We start from the raw sequence: 20,258 nt of genomic DNA on the forward strand, positions 1-20,258 counted from the left end.
GTGAGATATCCGGGCTATCTCCGTTCGGCGAGAAGCGCAGTCAGCCGGGAAAATGGCCTTTTCCCATGGCGACCCATCCGGGCGACCGCTATAAGCCGGTCATGACTCAGGATAAGATCGCCACGGCCCAGCTTTCCAGCATGACCGGCTTCGCCCGCAAGGAGGGCGGCGTCGAGGGCATATCCTGGGTGTGGGAGGCGCGCAGCGTCAACGGCAAGTCGCTCGACCTCCGCCTGCGCACCCCGGCCGGCTTCGAGCGGCTGGAAGTGGCGGCGCGGGTCGAGCTGGCCAAGCGCTTCCGCCGCGGCAACGTCACCCTCAACCTGTCGCTCGGCCGCAGCGAGGCGGCGCCGCAGCTGCGCATCAACCGCGAGGTGCTGGACCAGCTGATCGCGCTGGTGCGAGAGGTCAACGGCGACAGCGCGCCGGTCCAGGTCGACGCGCTGCTCGGCGTGCGCGGCGTGGTCGAGAACGGCGACTCCGCCTCGGCCGAGCTGAACGGTGCCGTCGAGGCCGAAGCCGGGGCGGCGATCGCGCCGCTGCTCGACGACCTGCTGGCGACGCGACTGGAGGAGGGCGAGCGCCTGCGCGACGTCCTGGCCGGCCAGATCTACCAGATCACCGAGCTCGTCGGCCAGGCCCGGGCCTCCGCCGCCGCCCAGCCGGAGGCGCTCAAAGCGCGGCTCAAGGCCCAGCTCGACCTGCTGCTCGACGCTCGGCCGCCCTTGGCCGAGGACCGGCTGGCGCAGGAGGTGGCGGTGCTGGTCGGCCGCTGCGACGTGCGCGAGGAGCTCGATCGGCTCGACGCCCATATCGGCCAGGCGCGTGGCCTGCTCGCCGCCGGCAGCGGCGTCGGGCGCCGGCTTGATTTCCTGTGCCAGGAGTTCAACCGGGAAGCCAACACGCTGTGCTCGAAGGCGGCGGATGTGGCGCTGACCCGGATCGGCCTCGACCTCAAGGCCGTGATCGAACAGTTCCGCGAGCAGATCCAGAACATCGAATGACCACGGATATTCCTCGGCGCGGGCTCATGCTCGTCCTGTCCTCGCCCTCGGGGGCGGGGAAGACCTCGATCACCCGGGCCGTGCTGGCGCGGGACCCGAACCTGACGATCTCGGTCTCGGTCACCACCCGCGCCCAGCGGCCGGGCGAGATCGACGGCACGCACTACCACTTCATCGATCAGGCGGCCTATGACGCCATGGTCGCCAATGACGAGCTGCTCGAGCGTGCCAAGGTCTTCGGCCACGGCTACGGCACGCCGCGCGCGCCGGTCGAGGCGGCGCTGGCCGCCGGCCGCGACGTCATCTTCGACATCGACTGGCAGGGCACCCAGCAGCTGGCACAGAAGGCGCGGACCGACCTAGTCAGTGTCTTCGTCCTGCCGCCGACGGTGGAGGCGCTGGAGCAGCGGCTGCGCGCCCGCGCCCAGGACAGCGACGAGGTAATTGCCGGACGCATGGCCAAGGCGGCGGACGAGATGAGCCACTGGCCGGAATACGACTACGTGATCGTCAACCGGGATCTTGATGCCAGCATCGCCCAGGTGCAGGCGATCCTGGCGGCGGAACGGCTGCGCCGCAGCCGCCAGACCGGCCTGCCGGACTTCGTCCGCTCGCTGCAGGCCAAGCTTTAGCGGGCGAAGCCATACTTCCGCCGGGAAATGGACTAATCGCGGACACGTTTTGAATACAATATAGCGCTATCTGCTTTACTTCGATATTCATATTTCGTTTTCGCGATCGCGCGGTGTCGTGACGAGCGGCTTCGCCTTTTCGTCCTCTCCATTGCACGAGGGATTTCAGCCATGCCTATTACCGGTCGCGACTGGGAAATTCATATCGTCCGGTCGCGTGAGGAGACGCGCGTCGGGAAGGCTTTTGCCCGCACCGTCGGCAGCTACCAGGTGTTCCACAACGGGACCGCGGTCGCGCAGCTGAGCGGCACCATGGTCGAGCGGCAGGGGCCGGGCGACAACACCAGCACCGGCGTGTCGAAGCATCGCAGGGTGGCCGCCGGAACCTATGAGCTCCATACCCATGACGGGGCCAGCAACAACAAGTACATGACGATCGGCTATTCTCCGTCCGCTCAGATCAACAAGCTTCCGAAACCGGCCCTGCGGCTGTCGCCGACCGGATCCAGAACCGGCATCCTGATCCATCCGGCGAACGGGTATCTGGCAAGCATCGGCTGCCTCAACCCGGCCTCCGCCCTCAACGGTCCGAACGACAACATCCAGTGGAGCGACAGCCGGTCCCGCGTGATCGCGCTGATCGACGACCTGAAGGCGTTCCTCGGCAGCCAGTTCCCGGCCTCAAACAACAAGAAGATTCCCCGCTGCCAGTGCGTCATCGATGGCGAGCCTTGAGGAGGGGTTGCCATGACACAGCGTCTCCGGCAGGCACCCTCGGCCGTCGCCGCGGCCATCGTGTCGATGCTCGTCGCGGGGTGCCAGGGCTCGCAACCGGCCATGCCGGCCTCGGTGCCGGAGGCCCCGGCCACCACGCGGGTCATATTCGGCGCCGCCCCGGGCAGCATTCCCCGGGGTGTCCCGGTCGATGAGGAGTATCGTCGCGAGTTCGAACGCTGCGACCGGGAGAACATCTTTCGGAACCAGCTTATGACCGGGTTCCGGCGGTGCAGTGGGGATCCGAATCGGCTGACCGCGCTCGACCGCCTCGATGACGGCACGATCTCCTTCGATGCCAAGCTCGGGCTCGACATCGATGGCGGCTTCAAGGCACTGACCGATCCCGGGCTGACCGATCTGAGAGACACCTCCTACCGGTATCCGGACGGCAGTTCCGTCTATTCGGACACGGTGCCGTATGTGGTCATCCCGCAGGGTAGCGACTTCTCCCGTCTCACCGGGATTCAGATCGGGGATATCGGCGTCGTCCTGGATGGCTCCAAAGCCATTCCGATCCTGGTCGCCGATCGCGGGCCGGCCAACAAGATCGGGGAAGGGTCGATCGCGCTGTTCGAAGCGATCGGTGACAGCCGCTGCCGGACGTGGCAGGACCCGGATCGCAAGACCCGCTGCAGCGACATTCGCGACGCGAGCCTGAACCGCAATGTCCGATACCTGCTCTTCCCGAATTCGAAGATAGCAGGCCTGACGCCGCAGACCGTGAATCAGCGCGTGGCCGAGGAAGCGTTGCGGCGATTCGAGACGCTGAAGGCTGCAGCGCCAGGGCCCTGACGGTCGCCGGGCTCTGGGTCAGCTCCGCCGCGCGACCGCCTGGGCCAGGCGGACGAAACCGGCGATGTCGATCTCCTCGGCCCGCGCGGTCGGCGGCAGGCCCGCCTCGACCAGCAGCGCCTCGGCCTCGCCCAGGCTGCGCAGGCTGGCGCGCAGCATCTTGCGGCGCTGGCCGAAGGCGGCGGCGGTGACCGTCTCCATCGTCGCGAAGGGCACGTCCTCCCGATCGGGACGGGGGCGGAAGCGGACCACGGTCGAATCGACCTTCGGCGGCGGTGTGAAGGCGCGGGCCGGCAGGGTCAGCAGCGGATCGACCTCGGCGCACCATTGGGCGATCACCGACAGCCGGCCATAGGCGTGGCTGCGCGGCTCGGCCACCATCCGGTCCGCCACCTCCTTCTGGAACATCAGCGTCAGCGACCGGAACTCGTCGATCCGGCGCAACCAGCCGATCAGCAGCGGCGTCGCTACATTGTAGGGCAGGTTGGCGATCACGGCGCGGGGCGCCGGCACCAGGGCCAGGATGTCGGTCTTCAGCGCGTCGGCCTCGACGACCCGCAGCCGGTCGCCGGCGACGGCCGCCAGTTCCTCCAGCGCCGGCTGGAAGCGCCGGTCGCGCTCGATCACCGTGACGCTGTCGGCGGCGGAGGCCAGGAGGGCCCGGGTCAACCCGCCCGGGCCCGGCCCGATCTCGACCACATGCACGCCGGCCAGGTCGCCGGCCTCGCGGACGATCCGGGCGGTGACGTTGAGGTCGAGCAGGAAGTTCTGGCCGAGCGACTTCTTGGCCGCCAGGCCGTGCCGCGCGATCACGTCGCGCAGCGGCGGCAGGGCGGCGATCGCGTCGCGAAGGGCGTCGCCGGACAGGGTCAGAGACCCGTCAGAGCCGGATGTCGATATAGGCGTTGCCGCGCAGGTCGCGCAGCAGCCGACGCTGCATCATGTCGATCTTCTGGTCGGCCAGGCCGCCGCGAATCTGATCGCGGTCGACGCCGTCGGTCGGGGCATCCTGGCGGGAGCAGACCATCATCACGGCGACGCCGTTCGGCACGCGCAGCGGCGAGCTGACCTGGCCGTCGGGCAGGGCGCTGACCACCTGGCGCATCGCGTCGGGCAGACGGTTGAGCATGACGTCGCCCAGATCCGGGTTGGCGGTCACGCCCAGCTCCTTGGCCTTGGCTTGGAAGGCTTCGCAGCCGTTCACGCTGGAGAAGTCGTTGCGCATCTGCGAGACCACCGTCTCGACCCGGTTGCGCGGCGCGGTCGGCGGCACCGGGACAACGATCTGGTTCAGCCGGACCTTGACGCCGGCCGAGGTGTTGGCGTTGACGGTGCGCTTGTCGCGCAGCAGCAGGATGTTGTAGCCGCCGAGGGTGCGGATCGGGTCCGACACCTGGCCCTGCTGCATGGTGCCGAGCACCTGGTCGAGCGCGGGTTCGAGCTGCCCGGCCAGCACCCAGCCCATGTCGCCGCCGCTCTGAGCGCCGGCGGCCTGGCTGAACTGACGGGCCACGGCGGGGAAGGGGGCGCCGCGCCGGATTTCGGAGACCAGCCGGTCGGCCAGGGCCTTGACCTGGCCTTCGCCGGCATCCTGGTCGACCGCCAGGAAGATCGAGGCGACCAGATACTGCGGCTTGCCCTGGTTGGCCTTCAGCCGCTCCACCACCTCGTCGATCTGGGTGTCCGAGACCTCGACCTGGGAAAGGAAGCGGCGCTGGATCAGCTGGCGCCAGGCGAGCTGGGCCCGCACCTGGTCCTCCAGCGCGGTCTGTGGCACGCCGGTGGACTTCAGCATGGTGAACAGCTGCTGCGTCGACATCTTGTTCTGGCCGGCGATCGCCGCCAGCGCCCGGTCCACATCCTGGTCCGCAACGGCGATGCCGGCGCGCTTGGCCTCCTGGCCCTGCAGCTTCTCGTCGATCAGCAGGCGCAGCACCTGGGGCAGCAGCCGCTGCTGGGCGTCCGGAGTCGCCGGCAGGCCGCTGCTCATCAGCGCCAGCCGCATGCGCATCTGCAGGTCGGCCACGGTGATCACATCGTCATTGACCACCGCGGCGATGGTGCCGACGGCGGATGCCGGGGCGGGACGGGTCTGCGCCATGGCCGCGGGAACGGCGAGGGAGGTGATGGCCAGGATCAGGGCGACGATCGGGGCCGACAGGCGACGGATCATGAGGGCGACACGGCCTCGCTGTTGAAAGGCGCAGATACAGCACGTGACTTTGGCCGACTCAAGGCAAAAGCGGCCGAATCCATAATGGGCTAACCATCCTCGAGATGGAGCAGCGCGGCGACGCCGAACAGGAGGGCGACGCCGGAGGTGGCCCAGGCCGCCATCGGCACCGGCAGGGTGCCGGCCCGGCCGAGCGCCGCCACGATGTCGCCGAGCACGAAGATCGAGAAGCCGGTGACGATGGCGCCGACGATCATCAGCACGGTGTCGACCCGGCGCCCGGGCCGCAGGCTGAAGGCCGCGGCCACCAGGATCATCGCCGCCATCAGCAGCGGCTGCGACAGCAACCCCTGATAGGCGATGCGGTAGCGGGTCGAGGAGAAGCCGGTGGCCTCGAGGTTGCGGATATAGTCCGGCAGGTCCCAGAACGAGATGGTCTGCTGCGACGCGAACCGCTCCTGGATCCCGTTGCGGGTCAGGTTGCTTGCGATCGAGGTGGTGTCGACATGCTCCGCCGGCGTCTCGCCCTTCATCACCCAGGCGTCGCTGATCACCCATCTGCCGTCCTGCAGCTGGGCGCTGGCGGCGTCGATCCGGCCGCGATAGGTCTCGTCCGGGTTCAGCAGCAGGAACATCGCGCTCTGCAGCTGGTCGCCATTGCTGCCGACCTTCTCGGCATGGATGACGACGATCCCGCTCTCGTCCTTCTGGCGCAGCCAGAAGCCGGTTCTCGCCACTTTCATGACGTCGCCGGTGCCACCCAGGAAGTCGAGGTCCAGGCGCTCGAAACGGCTGTACATCGCCGCCGAGATCGGGTTGACGACCGTGATCTTGAGCACGCCCAACACCATCGCCGTGGCGATCACCGGCGCCAGGAACTGCCAGGCCGACAGGCCGGCGGCGCGGGCGACCACCAGCTCGCGGCTGCGGGTCATGCGCCAGAAGGTCACCATCGCCGCGATCAGCACGGCGAAGTGGAACAGGATCTCGATGTCGCTCGGCAGCTTGAAGGCGGCCAGGGTGAACGCCAGGCTGACCGGCAGCTCGGGGATGGAGCTGACCTGGCGCACGAACTCGACGAATTCGAACACCGCGATCACGCCGCTCAACACCAGCAGCACGGCCATGAACCAGAACAGGAACTGCCGCACGATATAGGCGTAAAGGGTGGGGGAACGGAGCATCGGGTGCGGTTGGCCTGTGGTGCCGAAGGCGGGTTGGGCAGATCTTCTACCTCAGACGGCCCGCCGCCGCGACCATCAAGGAGTCGCAGCCGAGCGGTGCGGGCCGTTTCGACCGGTGACGGCTGTGAAACCCGCTGTTACCTTGCAGGTTCCGCCGCCTTGGCCGCGGCCATCGGAAATCGCCCGGAAGACGACAAGATGCAGATCTCCTTCGCCTCGCCCGCTTCCGTGGAAGCCGGCGCCCTGGTGCTCGGCGTGTTCGCCGACGGTGTTCTCTCCGCCGCCGCCGCCGCGGTCGACAAGCGGTCGAAAGGGGCGTTGTCGCGGGCGCTGAAGGCGGCACCGAAGTTCAAGGGCGGCCGCGACGAGACGCTGGCGCTGTACGGCATCGCCGGCGCCGATCAGATCGTGCTGTTCGGCCTCGGCAAGCCGGAGGAAGTCGACGCGGTCCGGCTGCAGCGGGCGGGCGGCGCCGTCGCCGCGCTGCTGAACCAGGCCCGGATCAGCGAGGCGACGGCCCAGTTCGAGGGCATCGCCCTTGCCGGCCAGGGCGCGGGGGCCGCAGCCGCCGAATTCGCGTTCGGCGTCCGGCTGCGGGCCTGGCGCTTCGAGCGCTACCACACCAAGGAGAAGCCCGAGGCCAAGCCGACGCTGAAGAGCCTGACGGTGCAGACCGGCGAGGTCGCGGCGGCGAAGAAGGCCTTCGCCCGCGCCGATGCGGTGGCCCAGGGCGTGTTCCTGACCCGCGAGCTGGTGTCGGAGCCGGCCAACATCCTCCATCCCGAGAACTTCGCCGCCAAGGCCAAGGAGCTGGCGGATCTCGGCGTCGAGGTCGAGATCCTGGGCGAGAAGCAGATGCGCAAGCTCGGCATGGGCGCGCTGCTCGGCGTCGGCCAGGGCTCGGCGCGCGAGAGCCAGCTGGTGGTGCTGCAGTGGAAGGGCGCCGGCGGCAAGCGCAAGGACGAGGCGCCGATCGCCTTCGTGGGCAAGGGCGTCACCTTCGACACCGGCGGCATCTCGCTCAAGCCCGGCCAGGGCATGTGGGACATGAAGTGGGACATGGGCGGCGCCGGCGTGGTCACCGGGCTGTTCAAGGCGCTGGCGCTGCGCAAGGCCAAGGTCAACGCGGCCGGCGTGCTCGGCCTGGTCGAGAACATGCCGTCCGGCGACGCGCAGCGGCCGGGCGACATCGTCACCTCGATGTCCGGCCAGACCATCGAGGTCTGGAACACCGACGCCGAGGGCCGGCTCGTGCTGGCCGACGCGCTCTGGTACACGCAGGACCGGTTCAAGCCGAAGGCGATGGTCAACCTCGCCACCCTGACCGGCGCGGTCATCATCGCGCTGGGCACCGACCATGCCGGGCTGTTCGCCAATGACGACGCGCTGGCCGAGAAGCTGACCGCCGCCGGCAAGGCGGTCGAGGAGAAGCTGTGGCGCCTGCCGCTGGGCGACGCCTATGACAAGCAGATCGACAGCGACATCGCCGACATGAAGAACATCACCGGCAGCCGCGACGCCGGGTCGATCATCGGCGGGCAGTTCCTGCAGCGCTTCGTCAACAAGGTGCCCTGGGCCCATCTCGACATTGCCGGCACCACCTGGTCCAGCAAGGACACGCCGACGGTGCCGAAGGGCGCCACCGCCTTCGGCGTGCGGCTGCTGGAGCGCTTCGTGACCGACAATTACGAGGGCTGATGGCCGAGATTCGTTTCTACCATCTGACCGCGCGGACGTTCGAGCAGACACTGCCGGTGCTGCTCGACCGGACGCTGCAGCGCGGCTGGCGCGCCGTGGTCAGCGTCGGCTCGGAGGAGCGGGTGGAGAGCCTGGCCGGCCATCTCTGGACCTACTCCAAGGAAGGGTTCCTGCCGCACGGCACCAAGCGCGACGGTTTCGCCGAGGAGCAGCCGGTCTGGATCAGTGACCGGGTGGAGAACCCGAACGCCGCCCAGGTGCTGTTCCTGGGCGACGGCGCGGAGTCGGACGGCGACGGCGCCTTCGCCATGGTCTGCGACCTGTTCGACGGCAACGACCCGGAGGCGGTGCAGGCCGCCCGCGGCCGCTGGAAGCGGTTGCGGGACGCCGGCCACACCCTGGTCTACTACCAGCAGGACGAGGGCGGGGCCTGGAGCGAGAAGCAGCGGGTGGGCGGGTGACGCCGCGCACGGCGCTGTGGCTCGCGGTCGCCCTCTGTGCCCTGCTGGTCCTCGTGCCGGGGATCGATCTCGTCGTTTCCGGCTGGTTCTACGCCCCCGGCAGCGGCTTCGCCTGGGACAGCGCGCCGCTGGCGGAGGCGATCCACGAGTTGGTGCAGATCCTGGTCCGCACCGCCGCCGTGCTGCTGCTGCTCGCCGCGGGCTGGACCTGGCTGCGGCAGCGGCGGCTGTTCGGCCTCGATGCGCGGCGCTGGACCTTCCTGGCCCTGGCGCTGGCGGTCGGGCCGGGGCTGGTGGCCAACGCCGTGCTGAAGGACCATTGGGGTCGGGCCCGGCCGCGGCAGGTCGAGGCCTTCGGCGGCAGCGCTGTGTTCACGCCGCCGCTGATCCCGGCCGGCCAGTGCAGCCGCAACTGCTCCTTCGTCGCCGGCGATCCGACGGTCGGTTTCGTCGTGCACAGCGTCGCCTATGTCGTGCCGGCGCGGCGGCGGCGCCGGATCTTCTGGGCATCGATGGCACTGGGCGGCATGCTCGGCCTGCTGCGCATCGGCATGGGCGGGCATTTCTTCAGTGATGTGGTCTTTGCCGCCTTTGTCACTCTCCTGGTCAGCGCCGGGCTGCACGCCCTGCTGTTCGACCGCTGGAGTACGGCCGCGGCCTGGCGCGACTTCACCCGCGGCCTGATCCGCTGGCCGGAGCCGGGGTGAGCCGGAGGACCTATCCGGCCAGCGCCTGCGCCGCCTCCAGCTTGCCGTTGGCTTCCAGCCAGGCTTCCTCGGCGGCGTCCAGCTTGCTCTGCACGTCGTGCAGCGCGATCTGCTGTTCGGTCGCTGCGGCCGGGTTGCTGTAGAGCGCGGTGTCGGCCAGCTTCGCCTCGATTGCCTTCTTCTCCCGCTCCAGCCCCTGGATCCGCTTCTCGATCTCGCGGATCGCCAGGCGCAACGGGGCCAGCTGGGCGCGGGCCTCGGCGGCGGCGCGGCGCTGCTCCTTGCGGTCGGCCTGGCTCAGCTTCTCCGCCTGCCGCCCGGCGCGCTCCTGCCGGCGCTGTTCGTTCAGCAGACGGCGGTAGTCGTCGAGGTCGCCCTCGAAGGGGCTGACCGCACCGTCCTTGACCAGCAGAAGCCGGTCGGCGGTCAGCTCGATCAGATGCGGATCGTGGGTGATCAGCACCACGGCGCCGTCATACTCGTTCAGCGCCTGCACCAGCGCCTGGCGGCTGTCGACGTCGAGATGGTTGGTCGGCTCGTCGAGCAGCAGCAGCTGCGGCGCCTCGCGTGCCATCAGGGCCAGCAGCAGCCGCGCCTTCTCTCCGCCCGACATGTCGCCGATCCGGGTCTCCGACCGGCGCTGGACGAAGCCGAAGCGGCCGAGATGGGCGCGGATCTTCTCGTCGGTCGAATTCGGCATCACCCGCCGCGCCTGGGCGATGGCGTTCAGCGACAGGTCGAGCTCTTCGGCCTGGTGCTGGGCGAAATAGCCGACCTTGAGCTTGTTCGACTTGCGTAGCTGCCCGGCCATCGGCTGCAGCCGGCCGGCGAACAGCTTGACCAGGGTCGACTTGCCGTTGCCGTTGGCACCCAGGAGCGCGATGCGGTCGTCCATGTCGATCCGCATGTCCAGATTCTTCAGGACCGGCCGCTCGTCATAGCCGACGGTCACCTTGTCCAGCACCAGGATCGGCGGCGCCAGCTCCTCCGGCGGCGGGAAGTCGAAGCTGATCGACTGGCCCTCGACCAGGGCCACGATCGGCTCCATCTTCTCCAGCGCCTTGACCCGGCTCTGCGCCTGGCGGGCCTTGGTGGCCTTGGCCTTGAACCGGTCGATGAAGCTCTGCATGTGGGCGCGCTGGGCGATCTGGCGCTTCTGCAGCGCCGCCAGATGCTCCAGCCGCATGCGGCGCGTCTGCTCGAACTGGTCGTAGCCGCCGGTGTAGGCGGTCAGCTTCGCGTTCTCGAGATGGATGGTGGTGTCGACCACGCGGTTCAGCAGGTCGCGGTCGTGGCTGACCATCAGGATGGTGTGCGGATAGGTCTTCAGCCAGGTCTCGAGCCACAGCGTCGCCTCGAGGTCGAGGTGGTTGGTCGGCTCGTCGAGCAGCAGCAGGTCGGGCTGCAGGAACAGCGTCGCCGCCAGGGCCACGCGCATGCGCATGCCGCCCGACAGGTCGCCGACCGGCCGGCCTTGCGCCTCGGTGTCGAAGCCGAGGCCGGCCAGGATGGTGGCGGCCCGGGCCGGGGCGGTGTGGGCGTCGATATCGGCCAGGCGGGTGTGGATCTCGCCGATCCGGTCGGGATCCTCGGCGGTCTCCGCCTCCTCCATCAGGGCGGCGCGCTCGGTGTCGGCGGCCAGCACGGTGTCGAGCAGGCTGGCCGATCCCTCCGGCGCGTCCTGGGCCACGCTGGCCATCCGCCAGCGCCCGGGATAGCTGATCTGGCCGCCGTCGAGCCCGATCTCCTTGCGGATCGCGCGCAGCAGCGTCGACTTGCCCGTGCCGTTGTGGCCGACGAGCCCAGCCTTGTGCCCGGCCGCCACCGACACCGAAGCGGAGTCGAGCAGCACGCGGCCGGCGATGCGGATGGTGATGTCCTGGATCTGAAGCATGGCGGCGGCGTCATAGCACGACCGGGCCGGATTCGGGCCTTCGGATTCGGCTTCGGTTGCCGGATCGGGGCGGCCCGTCTATAAGGCCGCGCAATTCCGATCGCCAACGCCTGAAAACCGAGGATCCAATGGCCGAGCGCACCCTGTCCATCATCAAGCCGGACGCCACCCGCCGCAACCTGACCGGCAAGATCAACGCCAAGTTCGAGGAGGCCGGCCTGCGCATCGTCGCGCAGAAGCGGATCCAACTGAGCCGCGCCCAGGCCGAAGCCTTCTACGGCGTGCACAAGGAGCGGCCGTTCTTCAACGACCTGTGCACGTTCATGATCTCTGGCCCGGTCGTGGTCCAGGTGCTGGAGGGCGACAACGCCGTGGCCCGCAACCGCGAGGTGATGGGCGCCACCAACCCGGCCAACGCCGCCCCGGGCACCATCCGCAAGGAGTTCGCGGAATCGATCGAGGCGAACTCGGTGCACGGCTCCGATTCGGCCGAGAACGCGGCGATCGAGATCGCCTTCTTCTTCGCCGGCACCGAGATCGTCGGCTGATCCGAAGCGCTTTCGGCCATCCCCGCTGCGGCGGGGATGGCTGGATGCCGCCTTCCGGGCAACAAAAAAGGCCGGTCCCGCGGGGACCGGCCTTTTTCGTGCCAAGGGCGGAAATCAGAGCAGGAACAGCGCCATGCCGATCAGCAGGATGGCGACGGCGACAATGCCCCAGGTGCTGAAGCGCACGAAGCTGGCATACATCTGCTTGCGCGAAGCCAGCAGCTCATCGGGAACCTGATTCGTGCCTTCGCTGGCCATCGCGCCCATCCTCGTCACGCTTTCGTATGTTTGCGATCGAGGCACCATTTACGGGTGCCCCCCGGCCTTGTCCAGTGAAATAGGGTTTAATTGTCGCAGCGTCTATTGGGCTTTGTGACAATTATCACAATGGGTTGCGGATCGCGCCTGCGGCGGCGTCCGCACCGGTGATCCGAACCCGCCCATCCTCGATCCGGACCCGCCCTTCGGCGACCCAGCGCAGGGCCATCGGATAGCAGCGATGCTCCTCCACCAGGATGCGCGCGGCCAGGCTGGCGGCGTCGTCGCCGTCGAGCACCGGCACTGCCGCCTGGACCAGGATCGGCCCGTCATCGACCACAGGGCGCACGATGTGCACGGTGCAGCCGGCGAGCCTGACCCCGGCGGCCAGCGCCCGCTCATGCGTGTGCAAGCCCGGGAAGGCGGGCAGCAGCGACGGGTGGATGTTGAGGATGCGGTCATGCCAGCGTCCGACGAAATCGGCGCTCAGCACCCGCATGAAGCCGGCCAGGCAGATCAGCTCGACCCCGGCGTCGCGCAGCGCCTCGTCCATTGCCGCCTCGAAGGCGGCCTTGGACGGATGGGCCTTGCGGTCGATCGTGGCGGTGGCGATGCCGCGCGCGGACGCGACGGCGAGCCCACCGGCACCGGGGATGTCGGACAGCACCAATGCGATCTCGGCCGGGAAGTCCGGCGCGTCACAGGCCTCGGCCAGGGCCGCCATGTTGCTGCCCCGGCCGGAAATGAGGACGCCGACCTTAACCCGAGGGTTCAGACGGCCCATGCCGCCTCCGTGCCCGCGATCGCCACGGAATGCCCGGCATCGGCGACGACCCGACCGATCCGACGCACCGTCTCGCCCTGGCCGGCCAGGATCGCCGACACCGCCTCGACCCGGTCCGGCGCCACGATCATCACCATGCCGATGCCGCAGTTGTAGGTGCGGGCCAGCTCGGCCGCGTTGAGGCCGCCCTGCGCCTTCAGCCAGCGGAACACCGGGGGCAGGGGCCAGGCGCCGGCGTCGAGGGCGACGCCCAGCCCGTCCGGCAGCACCCGCGGGATGTTCTCGGTCAGCCCGCCGCCGGTGATGTGCGCCAGGGCGTGGACGCCGCCGGCACGGATGGCCGCGAGGCTGCTCTTCACATAGATCCGGGTCGGGGTCAGGAAGGCCTCGCCGACCGTGGTGTCGTTGGCGAAGGGCGCCGGCGCGTCCCAGGCCAGCCCGGCTTCGGCGACGGTGCGGCGGACCAGCGAGTAGCCGTTGGAATGGACACCGGTCGAGGCCAGGCCCAGCACCACATCGCCGTCACGCACGTCGCGGCCGGTCAGCGCCTGGTCGCGTTCGACCGCGCCGACGGCGAAGCCGGCCAGGTCGTAGTCGCCGGCGGCATACATGCCGGGCATCTCCGCCGTCTCGCCGCCGATCAGGGCACAGCCGGCCTGGCGGCAGCCCTCGGTGATGCCGCGCAGCACGCCGCCGCCGACCGAGCGATCGAGCTTGCCGGACGCGAAATAGTCGAGGAAGAACAGCGGCTCGGCGCCCTGCACCACCAGGTCGTTGACGCACATGGCGACGAGGTCGATGCCGACCGTGTCGTGCCGCCCGGTCTCGATCGCCACCTTCAGCTTGGTGCCGACGCCGTCGGTGGCGGCGACCAGGATCGGATCGCGGAAGCCGGCGGCCTTGGGATCGAACAGCGCGCCGAAGCCGCCCAGCCCCTCCATCATGCCGCTCCGCCGCGTGCTCTCGGCCAGGGGCTTGATGTCGCCGACGAAGGCCTCGCCCTCGGCGATGTTGACGCCGGCCCGGGCATAGGCGTCGGAGCTGTCCTTGGGGTCGACCGGCGGGCACATGATGACCTCGCAGAGAGGGGTGCTATATAAAGGCGGATTATCCGTGCGGATGGGCGCGGACCATAGCGAAACCGGAAGGCATTGCAATGATGCTTCGCATCGGATCGACCCTGGCTGTGGCGGCCGCGCTTCTCTGCGCCGGGCTGGTGCCGGTGCGTGCCCAGACCCCGGGCGGCGCGCCGATCGCGGGCAGCGCCTCCGGCTATTCGGTCGACAATGTCGCGGTCGAGGCCAGCGCCGGGAACGCCACCGAGGCCCGCGCCAAGGCTTTCGCCCAGGGGCCGCGCAAGGGGCTGCAGCAACTGCTGCAGCAGATCGGCGCCGATCCAAACCGCGTCTCCGGCATGTCCGACGCCGACGTCGAGCGGCTGGTGCAGAGCTTCCAGGTGAAGTCGGAGCAGGCCTCGCCCGGCCACTATTCCGCCAATCTGGCCTACACCTTCCGCAGCTCCGGCGTGCAGCAGCTGCTGGCCGGCGGCTCGCAGGACCACATCGCGACCCTTCCGGGCACTCCGCCGGGAACCCCACCGCAGCCTGGTGCCGCGCCGGGCTTCCAGGCGCGAGGCTCGGTCACCGTCACCGTGCCGATCGCGGCGCCGGCCGACTGGTACGACGTGCAGGGCCGGCTGACCCGCCTCGGCGGCGTGGTCTCGTCCTCCCTGCTCAGCCTGACGGCGCGACAGGCGGTGCTGGAGCTGCGCTTCCCCGGCGACCAGACCCAACTCAACCAGATCCTGGCGCAGCAGGGCCTGACGGTGCAGCAGGGCGCCCAGGCGCTCGAGCTGCACCGCGCCGGCGGACAGTAGCCCCGGCGTGACGACACCTTTGGCATCGAGGTCAGGCCCCTTGCGCCGTATGGTCCGATACCTGCCGAACCTGCTCAGCCTGGCACGGCTGGTCGTGGCCCCGGTCACCATCTGGCTGATCCTGGACGGCCGGCTGGTCACGGCCTTCTGGATGTTCTCGGCAGCGGCGCTGACCGATGCGATCGACGGCATCCTGGCCCGCTGGCTGCAGGCGCGCACGGCGCTGGGCAGCTATCTCGACCCGATCGCCGACAAGTCGCTGCTGGTCGGGACCTATCTGGCCCTGACCTGGACGGCGGAGCTGCCGGTCTGGCTGGTGGTGCTGGTGGTGGCGCGCGATATCGGCCTGGTGCTGGGCGTGGTGGTGCTGCACTTCGCCGGCCGTGGCACCCGCTCGCTGACCCCGTCGATGATCAGCAAGCTGAACACGGTGATGCAGATCGCGCTGGTGGTGCTGGTGATGGCCGCGCCCGGGCTGGATGTCGACGCCAGCGGCGTCATCGCGGTCCTGGTCTGGATCGTGGCCGGGACCACCACGCTGTCGGCGGTCGGCTATCTGCGCGAAACCGTCCGCCGCTTCTTCACCCCGGCCGGGGTGCATGCGTGAACGGCTCCACCCAAATCCGCTTCTGGCTGATCGGCTTCGTCGTCTTCTGCCTGCTGGTGTGGCTGCTGAGCGGCGTGCTGGCGCCGTTCGTCACCGGCATGATCATCGCCTATCTGCTCGACCCGGTGTGCCGGCGGCTGCAGGCGATGGGCATGGCGCGCTGGCTGGCGACCACGGTGCTGCTGCTGCTGTTCCTGGTCATCGCCGTCCTGGTGACGCTGATCATCCTGCCGATCCTGCTGAACCAGGTGACCGGGCTGCTCTCGGCCGTGCCCGACTACGTGGCCCGGGCCGCGACGCGGCTGCAGCCGCTGATCGCCGAGCTTCGCCACCGCGTGTCGGCGGCGAATTTCAACGAGATCCAGAAGGCGGTCAGCCAGTATGCCGGCAGCGCCGTGTCCTGGATCGGCACGGTGATCGGCAGCCTGTGGCAGGGCGGCATGGCGCTGATCGACCTGCTGTCGCTGGTCTTCATCACGCCCGTGGTCGCCTTCTACATGCTGCGCGACTGGGACCACATGATCGAGGTGATCGACCACAACCTGCCGGTGGCGCAGCGTGAGACCATCCGCGGCCTGGGCCGCGAGGTGAACCACACCCTGTCCCGCTTCATCCGCGGCCAGCTGATCGTCTGCCTGCTGCTGGGGCTGTTCTACGCCATCGCCCTGACCATCGTCGGGCTGAATTTCGGCCTGCTGGTCGGGCTGATGACCGGCCTCCTGTCGATCATCCCCTATGTCGGCTCGCTGGTCGGCCTGGTCAGCTCGATGGGCATCGCGTTCGTGCAATATGACGACTGGACGATGTGGGCCGTGGTGTTGGGCATCTTCGTGCTCGGCCAGTTCCTGGAGGGCAACTTCGTCACCCCGAAGCTGGTCGGCGAATCCGTCGGCCTGCATCCGGTCTGGGTGATCTTCGCGCTGCTCGCCGCCGGCAGCCTGTTCGGTTTCACCGGCGTCATGCTGGCGGTGCCGATGGCCGCCGTGATCGGTGTGCTGACGCGCTTCGCCCTGCACCGCTACCGGCAGAGCGCGCTGTACCGCCAGCCGCCCGCCGACCCGCCGGACATGGATCTCCCCACCGTTTCATGAGCAAAACTGCCAGCCCGGTGGCCCAGTTCGTCTTCGACCTGTCGCTGCCCCCCGCTTTGGGGCCCGAGGATTTTATCGTCGCCGAGAGCAACCGCGAGGCCGCGGGCTGGATCGCGCGCTGGCCGGGTTGGCCGGGACCGGTCCTGGCCCTGCATGGCGCGCCGGGAGCGGGGAAGAGCCATCTGCTCGGCATCTGGGCGCAGCGCGCCGGTGCCCGGATCCTGGCCGGCGACGCATTGGCCGCGACCGATCCGGCCGAGCTCGCCGCCGCCGGGGCGGTGGCGCTGGACGATGCCGATCGCGTGGCCGGCGACGCCGTGGCCGAGCGAGCGCTGTTCCACCTGCACAACCTGCTGAAGGAAGCCGGCGGCTTCCTGCTGCTGGCGGCGCGCGAGCCGCCGGCGCGCTGGGCCGTGGCTCTGCCGGACCTCGCCTCGCGACTGAAGGCGGCGCCGGCCGCGGGCCTCGGCGAACCCGACGACGTGCTGCTGGCGCAGGTGCTGGCCAAGCTGTTCGCCGACCGCCAGCTCGCGGTCGGGCCGGAGATCGTGCAGGCGATGCTGGCGCGGATGGAGCGCAGCTTCGCCGAGGCGCGCCGGCTGGTGGCCGAGATCGACGCCGCCAGCCTGGCCCAGGGCCGCTCGATCACCCTGCCGCTGGTGCGCGCGATCCTGGCCGAGCGGGGCTAGGCGACACTGTCGACATACCGGAAGGCGATCGGCGACAGGCGGGCGCCGGGGAAGCGGTGCAGCCCGGCGCGGCCGATCAGCCAGACATGGAAGAGGGGGCCGAGCAGCCCGCGGATGGCGGGGTCGAGCACGTCCAGGCCGCCGGTATAGGCGCCGAAGGCCGGCAGCACCAGGCGGTGCTCGTCGGCGACGAAGCAGCGCCCGGTCACCCGACCGGCGCGGCCGCTGATCGCCGCCTTCGGGTGGTAGTGGCCGGAGATCTCGCCGGACGCCCCTGGCCGGGCGGCGTGGCGGCAGACCAGGCCGTCGACCTGCAACTCCTCGGTTCGGTCGCCGGGCAGGGACCGCGGCAGGTCCGGATCGTGATTGCCCAGCACCCAGATCCAGTCCCGGCCTCGCGCCAGCCGCATCAGCGTCGCCAGGTCGTCGGCGGCGAGGCGGTCGGCCCCTTCCGAATCATGGAAGCTGTCGCCCAGCGCCACCACGACCGCCGGGTCCAGCCGGCCGATCGCGGCGCCGAGCCGGGCCAGGGTCGCGGTGCTGTCATAGGGCGGCAACAGGCGGTGCGAGCGCTGGGCCAGCGCCGTCGCCTTCTCCAGATGCAGGTCGGCGACCAGCAGCCAGCGCCGCTCCGCCCACCACAGCACGCCCGACGGGTCGGGCCGGAAGGCGTGGTCGCGGAGCGGGATGGTGCGGGTCGGCATCTCCCGGATGTAGCGCCGAACGGAGCCGTGGGGCAATGATCTTGTTCGATTTCTGTTCTCCGCTCCGCGGCCGGCGGAAATCTGCGTAGGGACCTCCACCCGGCAGCGTTCAAGGGGCCGTGATCCGGGAAATGCCGGGTGCCAAGCGGAGGAGACTGACTTCATGTCGATCATCAGAGGGGTCGCCATCGTCCTGGCCGCGACCGTCCTGGGCGGTGACGCCGGCCGGGCGCAGGAGCCGGGTCGATTCGCGGATCGGATGTTCGATCGGATCGACGCCGACCGCGACGGTGTCCTGACCCGGTCCGAGGTCCAGGCGGCACGCAGCCGCATGTTCGATCGGATCGACACCGACCGCGACGGCGCCCTGATCGCCGCCGAGGCCGAAGCGGCCCGGAACCAGGCCCGGGCGCGCACCGACGGGCGGTCCACACGCTTCGCCGGGATGCAGGGCGAGCGGCTGGCGGCGCTCGACCGGAACCGTGACGGCCGGGTCTCGCGCGACGAGTTCGTCGCCGGGACCGGCTGGTTCGATCGCCTGGACACCACCGGCCGCGGCGTCACCAAGGCGCAGCTCGCGGCCCTGATCAACCAGGCCCGCTGACGGCGGGCGAAAGGAGGGGATGATGACCAAGCTCGGCATAGTGGCGGTCGCGATGGGGCTTCTCTTGGTATCTGGGCCGACGAGCGCCGATGACTGGCCGCGAAGCCGGACCGGTCCGAATGGCGGAACCCGGACAATCACCGGACAGTGCGGCGGGCATTCCTGCAGCCGCACCGTCGACGTGACCGGTCCCGGTGGCCGGTCCTGGTCCCGCTCCCGAGGCGTGGTACAGGGCCCGTTCCGCAGCTACGGTTACCGCGCCGTCACCGGGCCTGCGGGCCGCGGCTATGCGGTGGGCCGGGTCTGGCGGCGGTTCTGACGAATCGCGGAATGGCGGCATGGCTGAGGGGGTGGGCGAGGAGGCGTTGGCCGATGCCGATCTGCTGGCCCGCATTGCGGGCGAGGACCGGCGTGCCTTCACCACCCTCATGCGCCGCCATGGCGACAGGGTGCGGGGCCTGGCCCTGGGGTTCACGGGCCGGGCGGCGGAGGCCGACGACATCGTGCAGGAGGTCTTCCTGATGCTGTGGCGGCGGCCCGACGCCTGGACGCCCGGCCAGGCGGCGTTCACCACCTGGCTCTACCGCGTCGTCGCCAATCGCTGCCTCGATCGGGCGCGGCGGCAGCGTCTGCGACGCTGGCTGCCCTTCGCAGATGTGCCCGAGCCGACCGACGACGCGCCGACCGCCCTGGCTGCACTGTCCGACCGCGACCGCCTGGCGGCGGTCGGCCGGATGATCCGGACCTTGCCGGAGCGACAGCGTCTGGCGCTGCTGCTGGCCGTCCAGGGTGGGCGCAGCAATGCCGAGATCGCATCCATCCTGGGCATCAGCGAGGGTGCGACGGAACAGCTTCTGGTCCGTGCCCGGCGGACGCTGCGCGCCATGATCGAGGAGAGGGAGCCATGACCAGGGCCGAATTCGACGAGGCGCTGCTCCGCTTCGGGGCCGATCTCGACCGCTGGCCGCAGAAGCTGGCCGCATCCGCCCGACAGCTTTTGGGCCGGGACCCGGCGGCGGTGGAGATCCTGGCGCAGTTCGCCGCCTTCGAGGACACGGTCGGCGCCGCGATCCACCCGCCGCCCTTCGGCGCCGCCGAGATCGGCCGGATCCTTGCCGCCGTCGAGGCGGAAGAGGCGGGCTGGCGGCCGACATGGCGCTTCTGGGCTGCAAGCGCAGGGGCCTCGCTGCTGTCTCTCGCCGCCGGCGCCATGGTGATGCTGGCGACGCTGCCGGGCCGCGGCGATCTCGACATCGCCCTGTCCGTCCTCGGGCTGGTGGCCGGCCAGGGTGACATCGGAGGCCTGCTGTGACTGCGGCGCCGCGGCGGCGAACCACGCTCGTCCTGGCCATCGTCCTGGCGGCCTCGCTGTGCCTCAACCTGTTCCTGGGCGGTGCCTGGCTGGCCGGCCGCTGGTTCGAGCGGCGCATGGAGACGACCACCGCCTCGGTGATGCGGGCCTATCCGCCGGAGCTGCGGCGGGACGTGCTGCGCCGGCTGCTGCAGGACCGGGCGGAGCTGCGGTCGGCGGTCGGCGGCCTGCGCGAGGCCCGGCTGCGCATGTTCGCTCTGATGCGGGCCGACCCGCTCGACCGCGGCGCCCTGGACGCGGCCATGGCCGAGGTCCGGGCCAGGACCGGCGCGCTGCAGGCGTTGCTGCAATCCGCCCTTGCCGACACCCTGGCGGGGACTCCGGCCGAGGAACGCGCGAAGATTCTGCCACCCAACGCTGGCCTCGGCCTTCTCGACGACCGAGATCCCTGAATGCGGTCCGG

Annotated in this window: 24 protein-coding genes; 16 read left to right on the forward strand and 8 right to left on the reverse strand. The window is 69.9% G+C overall.

Annotation, left to right across the window (positions count from 1 at the left end; translation table 11 throughout):
• The first annotated feature begins 101 nt into the window (after positions 1–101).
• From AAHM41_RS14790 to AAHM41_RS14805, 4 genes are all read left to right on the forward strand, one after another.
• A complete protein-coding gene (locus AAHM41_RS14790; protein WP_342237318.1) occupies positions 102–1,004 on the forward strand; it encodes a YicC/YloC family endoribonuclease in 903 nt (300 codons plus the stop codon).
• Positions 1,001–1,636: a guanylate kinase gene (gene gmk / locus AAHM41_RS14795; RefSeq protein ID WP_342237319.1), complete on the forward strand. Its 636-nt coding sequence runs from the start codon at positions 1,001–1,003 to the stop codon at positions 1,634–1,636. Before AAHM41_RS14790 ends, gmk begins: the two co-directional genes overlap by 4 nt.
• A 312-nt stretch (positions 1,637–1,948) precedes the next feature.
• Positions 1,949–2,371, forward strand: coding sequence for a hypothetical protein (locus AAHM41_RS14800; protein ID WP_342237320.1), 423 nt, complete (start codon positions 1,949–1,951; stop codon positions 2,369–2,371).
• A gap of 12 nt (positions 2,372–2,383) precedes the next feature.
• Positions 2,384–3,205 carry a glycoside hydrolase family 75 protein gene (locus tag AAHM41_RS14805; protein ID WP_342237321.1) on the forward strand — a complete coding sequence of 274 codons (822 nt, stop codon included), beginning with the start codon at positions 2,384–2,386 and terminating at the stop codon, positions 3,203–3,205.
• 18 nt (positions 3,206–3,223) lie between these two features.
• On the opposite strand, the gene rsmA is transcribed toward AAHM41_RS14805, so the two are convergent.
• From rsmA to lptG, 3 genes are all read right to left on the reverse strand, one after another.
• Positions 3,224–4,078 (reverse strand): 16S rRNA (adenine(1518)-N(6)/adenine(1519)-N(6))-dimethyltransferase RsmA, encoded by an 855-nt coding sequence (gene rsmA / locus AAHM41_RS14810; RefSeq protein ID WP_342237363.1) that lies wholly within the window; start codon positions 4,076–4,078, stop codon positions 3,224–3,226.
• Between the two features lie 7 nt (positions 4,079–4,085).
• On the reverse strand, positions 4,086–5,378 hold the full coding sequence (locus AAHM41_RS14815) for a peptidylprolyl isomerase (RefSeq protein WP_342237322.1): 1,293 nt from the start codon (positions 5,376–5,378) through the stop codon (positions 4,086–4,088).
• Between the two features lie 89 nt (positions 5,379–5,467).
• Positions 5,468–6,562, reverse strand: coding sequence for an LPS export ABC transporter permease LptG (gene lptG / locus AAHM41_RS14820; RefSeq protein WP_342237323.1), 1,095 nt, complete (start codon positions 6,560–6,562; stop codon positions 5,468–5,470).
• Between the two features lie 198 nt (positions 6,563–6,760).
• On the opposite strand from lptG, the gene AAHM41_RS14825 reads away from it, so the two are divergent.
• Genes AAHM41_RS14825 through AAHM41_RS14835 form a run of 3 tightly spaced genes read left to right on the forward strand, consistent with a single transcriptional unit; the run spans position 6,761 to position 9,428 of the window.
• Positions 6,761–8,260 (forward strand): leucyl aminopeptidase, encoded by a 1,500-nt coding sequence (locus AAHM41_RS14825; RefSeq protein WP_342237324.1) that lies wholly within the window; start codon positions 6,761–6,763, stop codon positions 8,258–8,260.
• Positions 8,260–8,721 carry a DNA polymerase III subunit chi gene (locus AAHM41_RS14830; RefSeq protein WP_342237325.1) on the forward strand — a complete coding sequence of 154 codons (462 nt, stop codon included), beginning with the start codon at positions 8,260–8,262 and terminating at the stop codon, positions 8,719–8,721. Before AAHM41_RS14825 ends, AAHM41_RS14830 begins: the two co-directional genes overlap by 1 nt.
• The gene (locus tag AAHM41_RS14835; protein ID WP_342237326.1) at positions 8,718–9,428 is read left to right on the forward strand and encodes a phosphatase PAP2 family protein; all 711 of its coding nucleotides are present in this window, start codon (positions 8,718–8,720) and stop codon (positions 9,426–9,428) included. The genes AAHM41_RS14830 and AAHM41_RS14835 overlap by 4 nt, the downstream gene beginning before the upstream one ends.
• A gap of 10 nt (positions 9,429–9,438) precedes the next feature.
• Here AAHM41_RS14835 and AAHM41_RS14840 read toward each other — a convergent pair whose 3' ends face one another.
• Entirely contained in the window at positions 9,439–11,322 is a 1,884-nt protein-coding gene (locus tag AAHM41_RS14840; RefSeq protein WP_342237327.1) for an ABC-F family ATP-binding cassette domain-containing protein, read from the reverse strand.
• A 128-nt stretch (positions 11,323–11,450) separates the two neighbouring features.
• Here AAHM41_RS14840 and ndk point away from each other — a divergent pair, with 128 nt between their 5' ends.
• On the forward strand, positions 11,451–11,870 hold the full coding sequence (gene ndk / locus AAHM41_RS14845) for a nucleoside-diphosphate kinase (RefSeq protein WP_342237328.1): 420 nt from the start codon (positions 11,451–11,453) through the stop codon (positions 11,868–11,870).
• 114 nt (positions 11,871–11,984) lie between these two features.
• On the opposite strand, the gene AAHM41_RS14850 is transcribed toward ndk, so the two are convergent.
• From AAHM41_RS14850 to purM, 3 genes are all read right to left on the reverse strand, one after another.
• On the reverse strand, positions 11,985–12,128 hold the full coding sequence (locus AAHM41_RS14850) for an aa3-type cytochrome c oxidase subunit IV (protein ID WP_342237329.1): 144 nt from the start codon (positions 12,126–12,128) through the stop codon (positions 11,985–11,987).
• Between the two features lie 124 nt (positions 12,129–12,252).
• On the reverse strand, positions 12,253–12,912 hold the full coding sequence (gene purN / locus AAHM41_RS14855) for a phosphoribosylglycinamide formyltransferase (protein ID WP_342237330.1): 660 nt from the start codon (positions 12,910–12,912) through the stop codon (positions 12,253–12,255).
• Positions 12,900–13,982, reverse strand: a complete 1,083-nt coding sequence (purM, locus tag AAHM41_RS14860) for a phosphoribosylformylglycinamidine cyclo-ligase (RefSeq protein ID WP_342237331.1) — start codon at positions 13,980–13,982, stop codon at positions 12,900–12,902. The genes purN and purM overlap by 13 nt, the downstream gene beginning before the upstream one ends.
• 86 nt (positions 13,983–14,068) lie before the next feature.
• Between purM and AAHM41_RS14865 the strand changes: the two genes are divergently transcribed.
• From AAHM41_RS14865 to AAHM41_RS14880, 4 genes are read left to right on the forward strand one after another with little or no spacing between them, the layout of a single operon-like run.
• Positions 14,069–14,788, forward strand: a complete 720-nt coding sequence (locus AAHM41_RS14865) for a hypothetical protein (protein WP_342237332.1) — start codon at positions 14,069–14,071, stop codon at positions 14,786–14,788.
• A 49-nt stretch (positions 14,789–14,837) separates the two neighbouring features.
• Positions 14,838–15,395 (forward strand): CDP-alcohol phosphatidyltransferase family protein, encoded by a 558-nt coding sequence (locus AAHM41_RS14870; RefSeq protein WP_342237364.1) that lies wholly within the window; start codon positions 14,838–14,840, stop codon positions 15,393–15,395.
• Positions 15,392–16,486: an AI-2E family transporter gene (locus AAHM41_RS14875; protein WP_342237333.1), complete on the forward strand. Its 1,095-nt coding sequence runs from the start codon at positions 15,392–15,394 to the stop codon at positions 16,484–16,486. The genes AAHM41_RS14870 and AAHM41_RS14875 overlap by 4 nt, the downstream gene beginning before the upstream one ends.
• Positions 16,483–17,175, forward strand: a complete 693-nt coding sequence (locus AAHM41_RS14880) for an HdaA/DnaA family protein (RefSeq protein WP_342237334.1) — start codon at positions 16,483–16,485, stop codon at positions 17,173–17,175. Before AAHM41_RS14875 ends, AAHM41_RS14880 begins: the two co-directional genes overlap by 4 nt.
• Here the strand turns inward: AAHM41_RS14880 and pdeM are convergent.
• Entirely contained in the window at positions 17,172–17,879 is a 708-nt protein-coding gene (gene pdeM / locus AAHM41_RS14885; protein WP_342237335.1) for a ligase-associated DNA damage response endonuclease PdeM, read from the reverse strand. The genes AAHM41_RS14880 and pdeM overlap by 4 nt on opposite strands.
• A gap of 163 nt (positions 17,880–18,042) precedes the next feature.
• On the opposite strand from pdeM, the gene AAHM41_RS14890 reads away from it, so the two are divergent.
• The 4 genes from AAHM41_RS14890 (at position 18,043) to AAHM41_RS14905 (ending at position 20,247) form a co-directional block, all read left to right on the forward strand.
• Positions 18,043–18,483: a hypothetical protein gene (locus AAHM41_RS14890; RefSeq protein ID WP_342237336.1), complete on the forward strand. Its 441-nt coding sequence runs from the start codon at positions 18,043–18,045 to the stop codon at positions 18,481–18,483.
• Between the two features lie 338 nt (positions 18,484–18,821).
• A complete protein-coding gene (locus tag AAHM41_RS14895; RefSeq protein ID WP_342237337.1) occupies positions 18,822–19,391 on the forward strand; it encodes a sigma-70 family RNA polymerase sigma factor in 570 nt (189 codons plus the stop codon).
• Positions 19,388–19,795 (forward strand): hypothetical protein, encoded by a 408-nt coding sequence (locus AAHM41_RS14900; protein WP_342237338.1) that lies wholly within the window; start codon positions 19,388–19,390, stop codon positions 19,793–19,795. The genes AAHM41_RS14895 and AAHM41_RS14900 overlap by 4 nt, the downstream gene beginning before the upstream one ends.
• Positions 19,792–20,247, forward strand: coding sequence for a periplasmic heavy metal sensor (locus AAHM41_RS14905; RefSeq protein ID WP_342237339.1), 456 nt, complete (start codon positions 19,792–19,794; stop codon positions 20,245–20,247). Before AAHM41_RS14900 ends, AAHM41_RS14905 begins: the two co-directional genes overlap by 4 nt.
• Positions 20,248–20,258: the final 11 nt, after the last annotated feature.

The sequence above is a fragment of the Inquilinus sp. OTU3971 genome, assembly GCF_038440215.1.

Coding starts and splice junctions, on each gene's coding strand:
- AAHM41_RS14790 (WP_342237318.1), top strand. CDS start 102: ATGACTCAGGATAAGATCGCCACGGCCCAGCTTTCCAGCATGACCGGC.
- gmk (WP_342237319.1), top strand. CDS start 1,001: ATGACCACGGATATTCCTCGGCGCGGGCTCATGCTCGTCCTGTCCTCG.
- AAHM41_RS14800 (WP_342237320.1), top strand. CDS start 1,949: ATGGTCGAGCGGCAGGGGCCGGGCGACAACACCAGCACCGGCGTGTCG.
- AAHM41_RS14805 (WP_342237321.1), top strand. CDS start 2,384: ATGACACAGCGTCTCCGGCAGGCACCCTCGGCCGTCGCCGCGGCCATC.
- AAHM41_RS14815 (WP_342237322.1), bottom strand. CDS start 5,378: ATGATCCGTCGCCTGTCGGCCCCGATCGTCGCCCTGATCCTGGCCATC.
- lptG (WP_342237323.1), bottom strand. CDS start 6,562: ATGCTCCGTTCCCCCACCCTTTACGCCTATATCGTGCGGCAGTTCCTG.
- AAHM41_RS14825 (WP_342237324.1), top strand. CDS start 6,761: ATGCAGATCTCCTTCGCCTCGCCCGCTTCCGTGGAAGCCGGCGCCCTG.
- AAHM41_RS14830 (WP_342237325.1), top strand. CDS start 8,260: ATGGCCGAGATTCGTTTCTACCATCTGACCGCGCGGACGTTCGAGCAG.
- AAHM41_RS14840 (WP_342237327.1), bottom strand. CDS start 11,322: ATGCTTCAGATCCAGGACATCACCATCCGCATCGCCGGCCGCGTGCTG.
- ndk (WP_342237328.1), top strand. CDS start 11,451: ATGGCCGAGCGCACCCTGTCCATCATCAAGCCGGACGCCACCCGCCGC.
- AAHM41_RS14850 (WP_342237329.1), bottom strand. CDS start 12,128: ATGGCCAGCGAAGGCACGAATCAGGTTCCCGATGAGCTGCTGGCTTCG.
- purN (WP_342237330.1), bottom strand. CDS start 12,912: ATGGGCCGTCTGAACCCTCGGGTTAAGGTCGGCGTCCTCATTTCCGGC.
- purM (WP_342237331.1), bottom strand. CDS start 13,982: ATGTGCCCGCCGGTCGACCCCAAGGACAGCTCCGACGCCTATGCCCGG.
- AAHM41_RS14865 (WP_342237332.1), top strand. CDS start 14,069: ATGATGCTTCGCATCGGATCGACCCTGGCTGTGGCGGCCGCGCTTCTC.
- AAHM41_RS14870 (WP_342237364.1), top strand. CDS start 14,838: ATGGTCCGATACCTGCCGAACCTGCTCAGCCTGGCACGGCTGGTCGTG.
- AAHM41_RS14880 (WP_342237334.1), top strand. CDS start 16,483: ATGAGCAAAACTGCCAGCCCGGTGGCCCAGTTCGTCTTCGACCTGTCG.
- pdeM (WP_342237335.1), bottom strand. CDS start 17,879: ATGCCGACCCGCACCATCCCGCTCCGCGACCACGCCTTCCGGCCCGAC.
- AAHM41_RS14890 (WP_342237336.1), top strand. CDS start 18,043: ATGTCGATCATCAGAGGGGTCGCCATCGTCCTGGCCGCGACCGTCCTG.
- AAHM41_RS14895 (WP_342237337.1), top strand. CDS start 18,822: ATGGCTGAGGGGGTGGGCGAGGAGGCGTTGGCCGATGCCGATCTGCTG.
- AAHM41_RS14900 (WP_342237338.1), top strand. CDS start 19,388: ATGACCAGGGCCGAATTCGACGAGGCGCTGCTCCGCTTCGGGGCCGAT.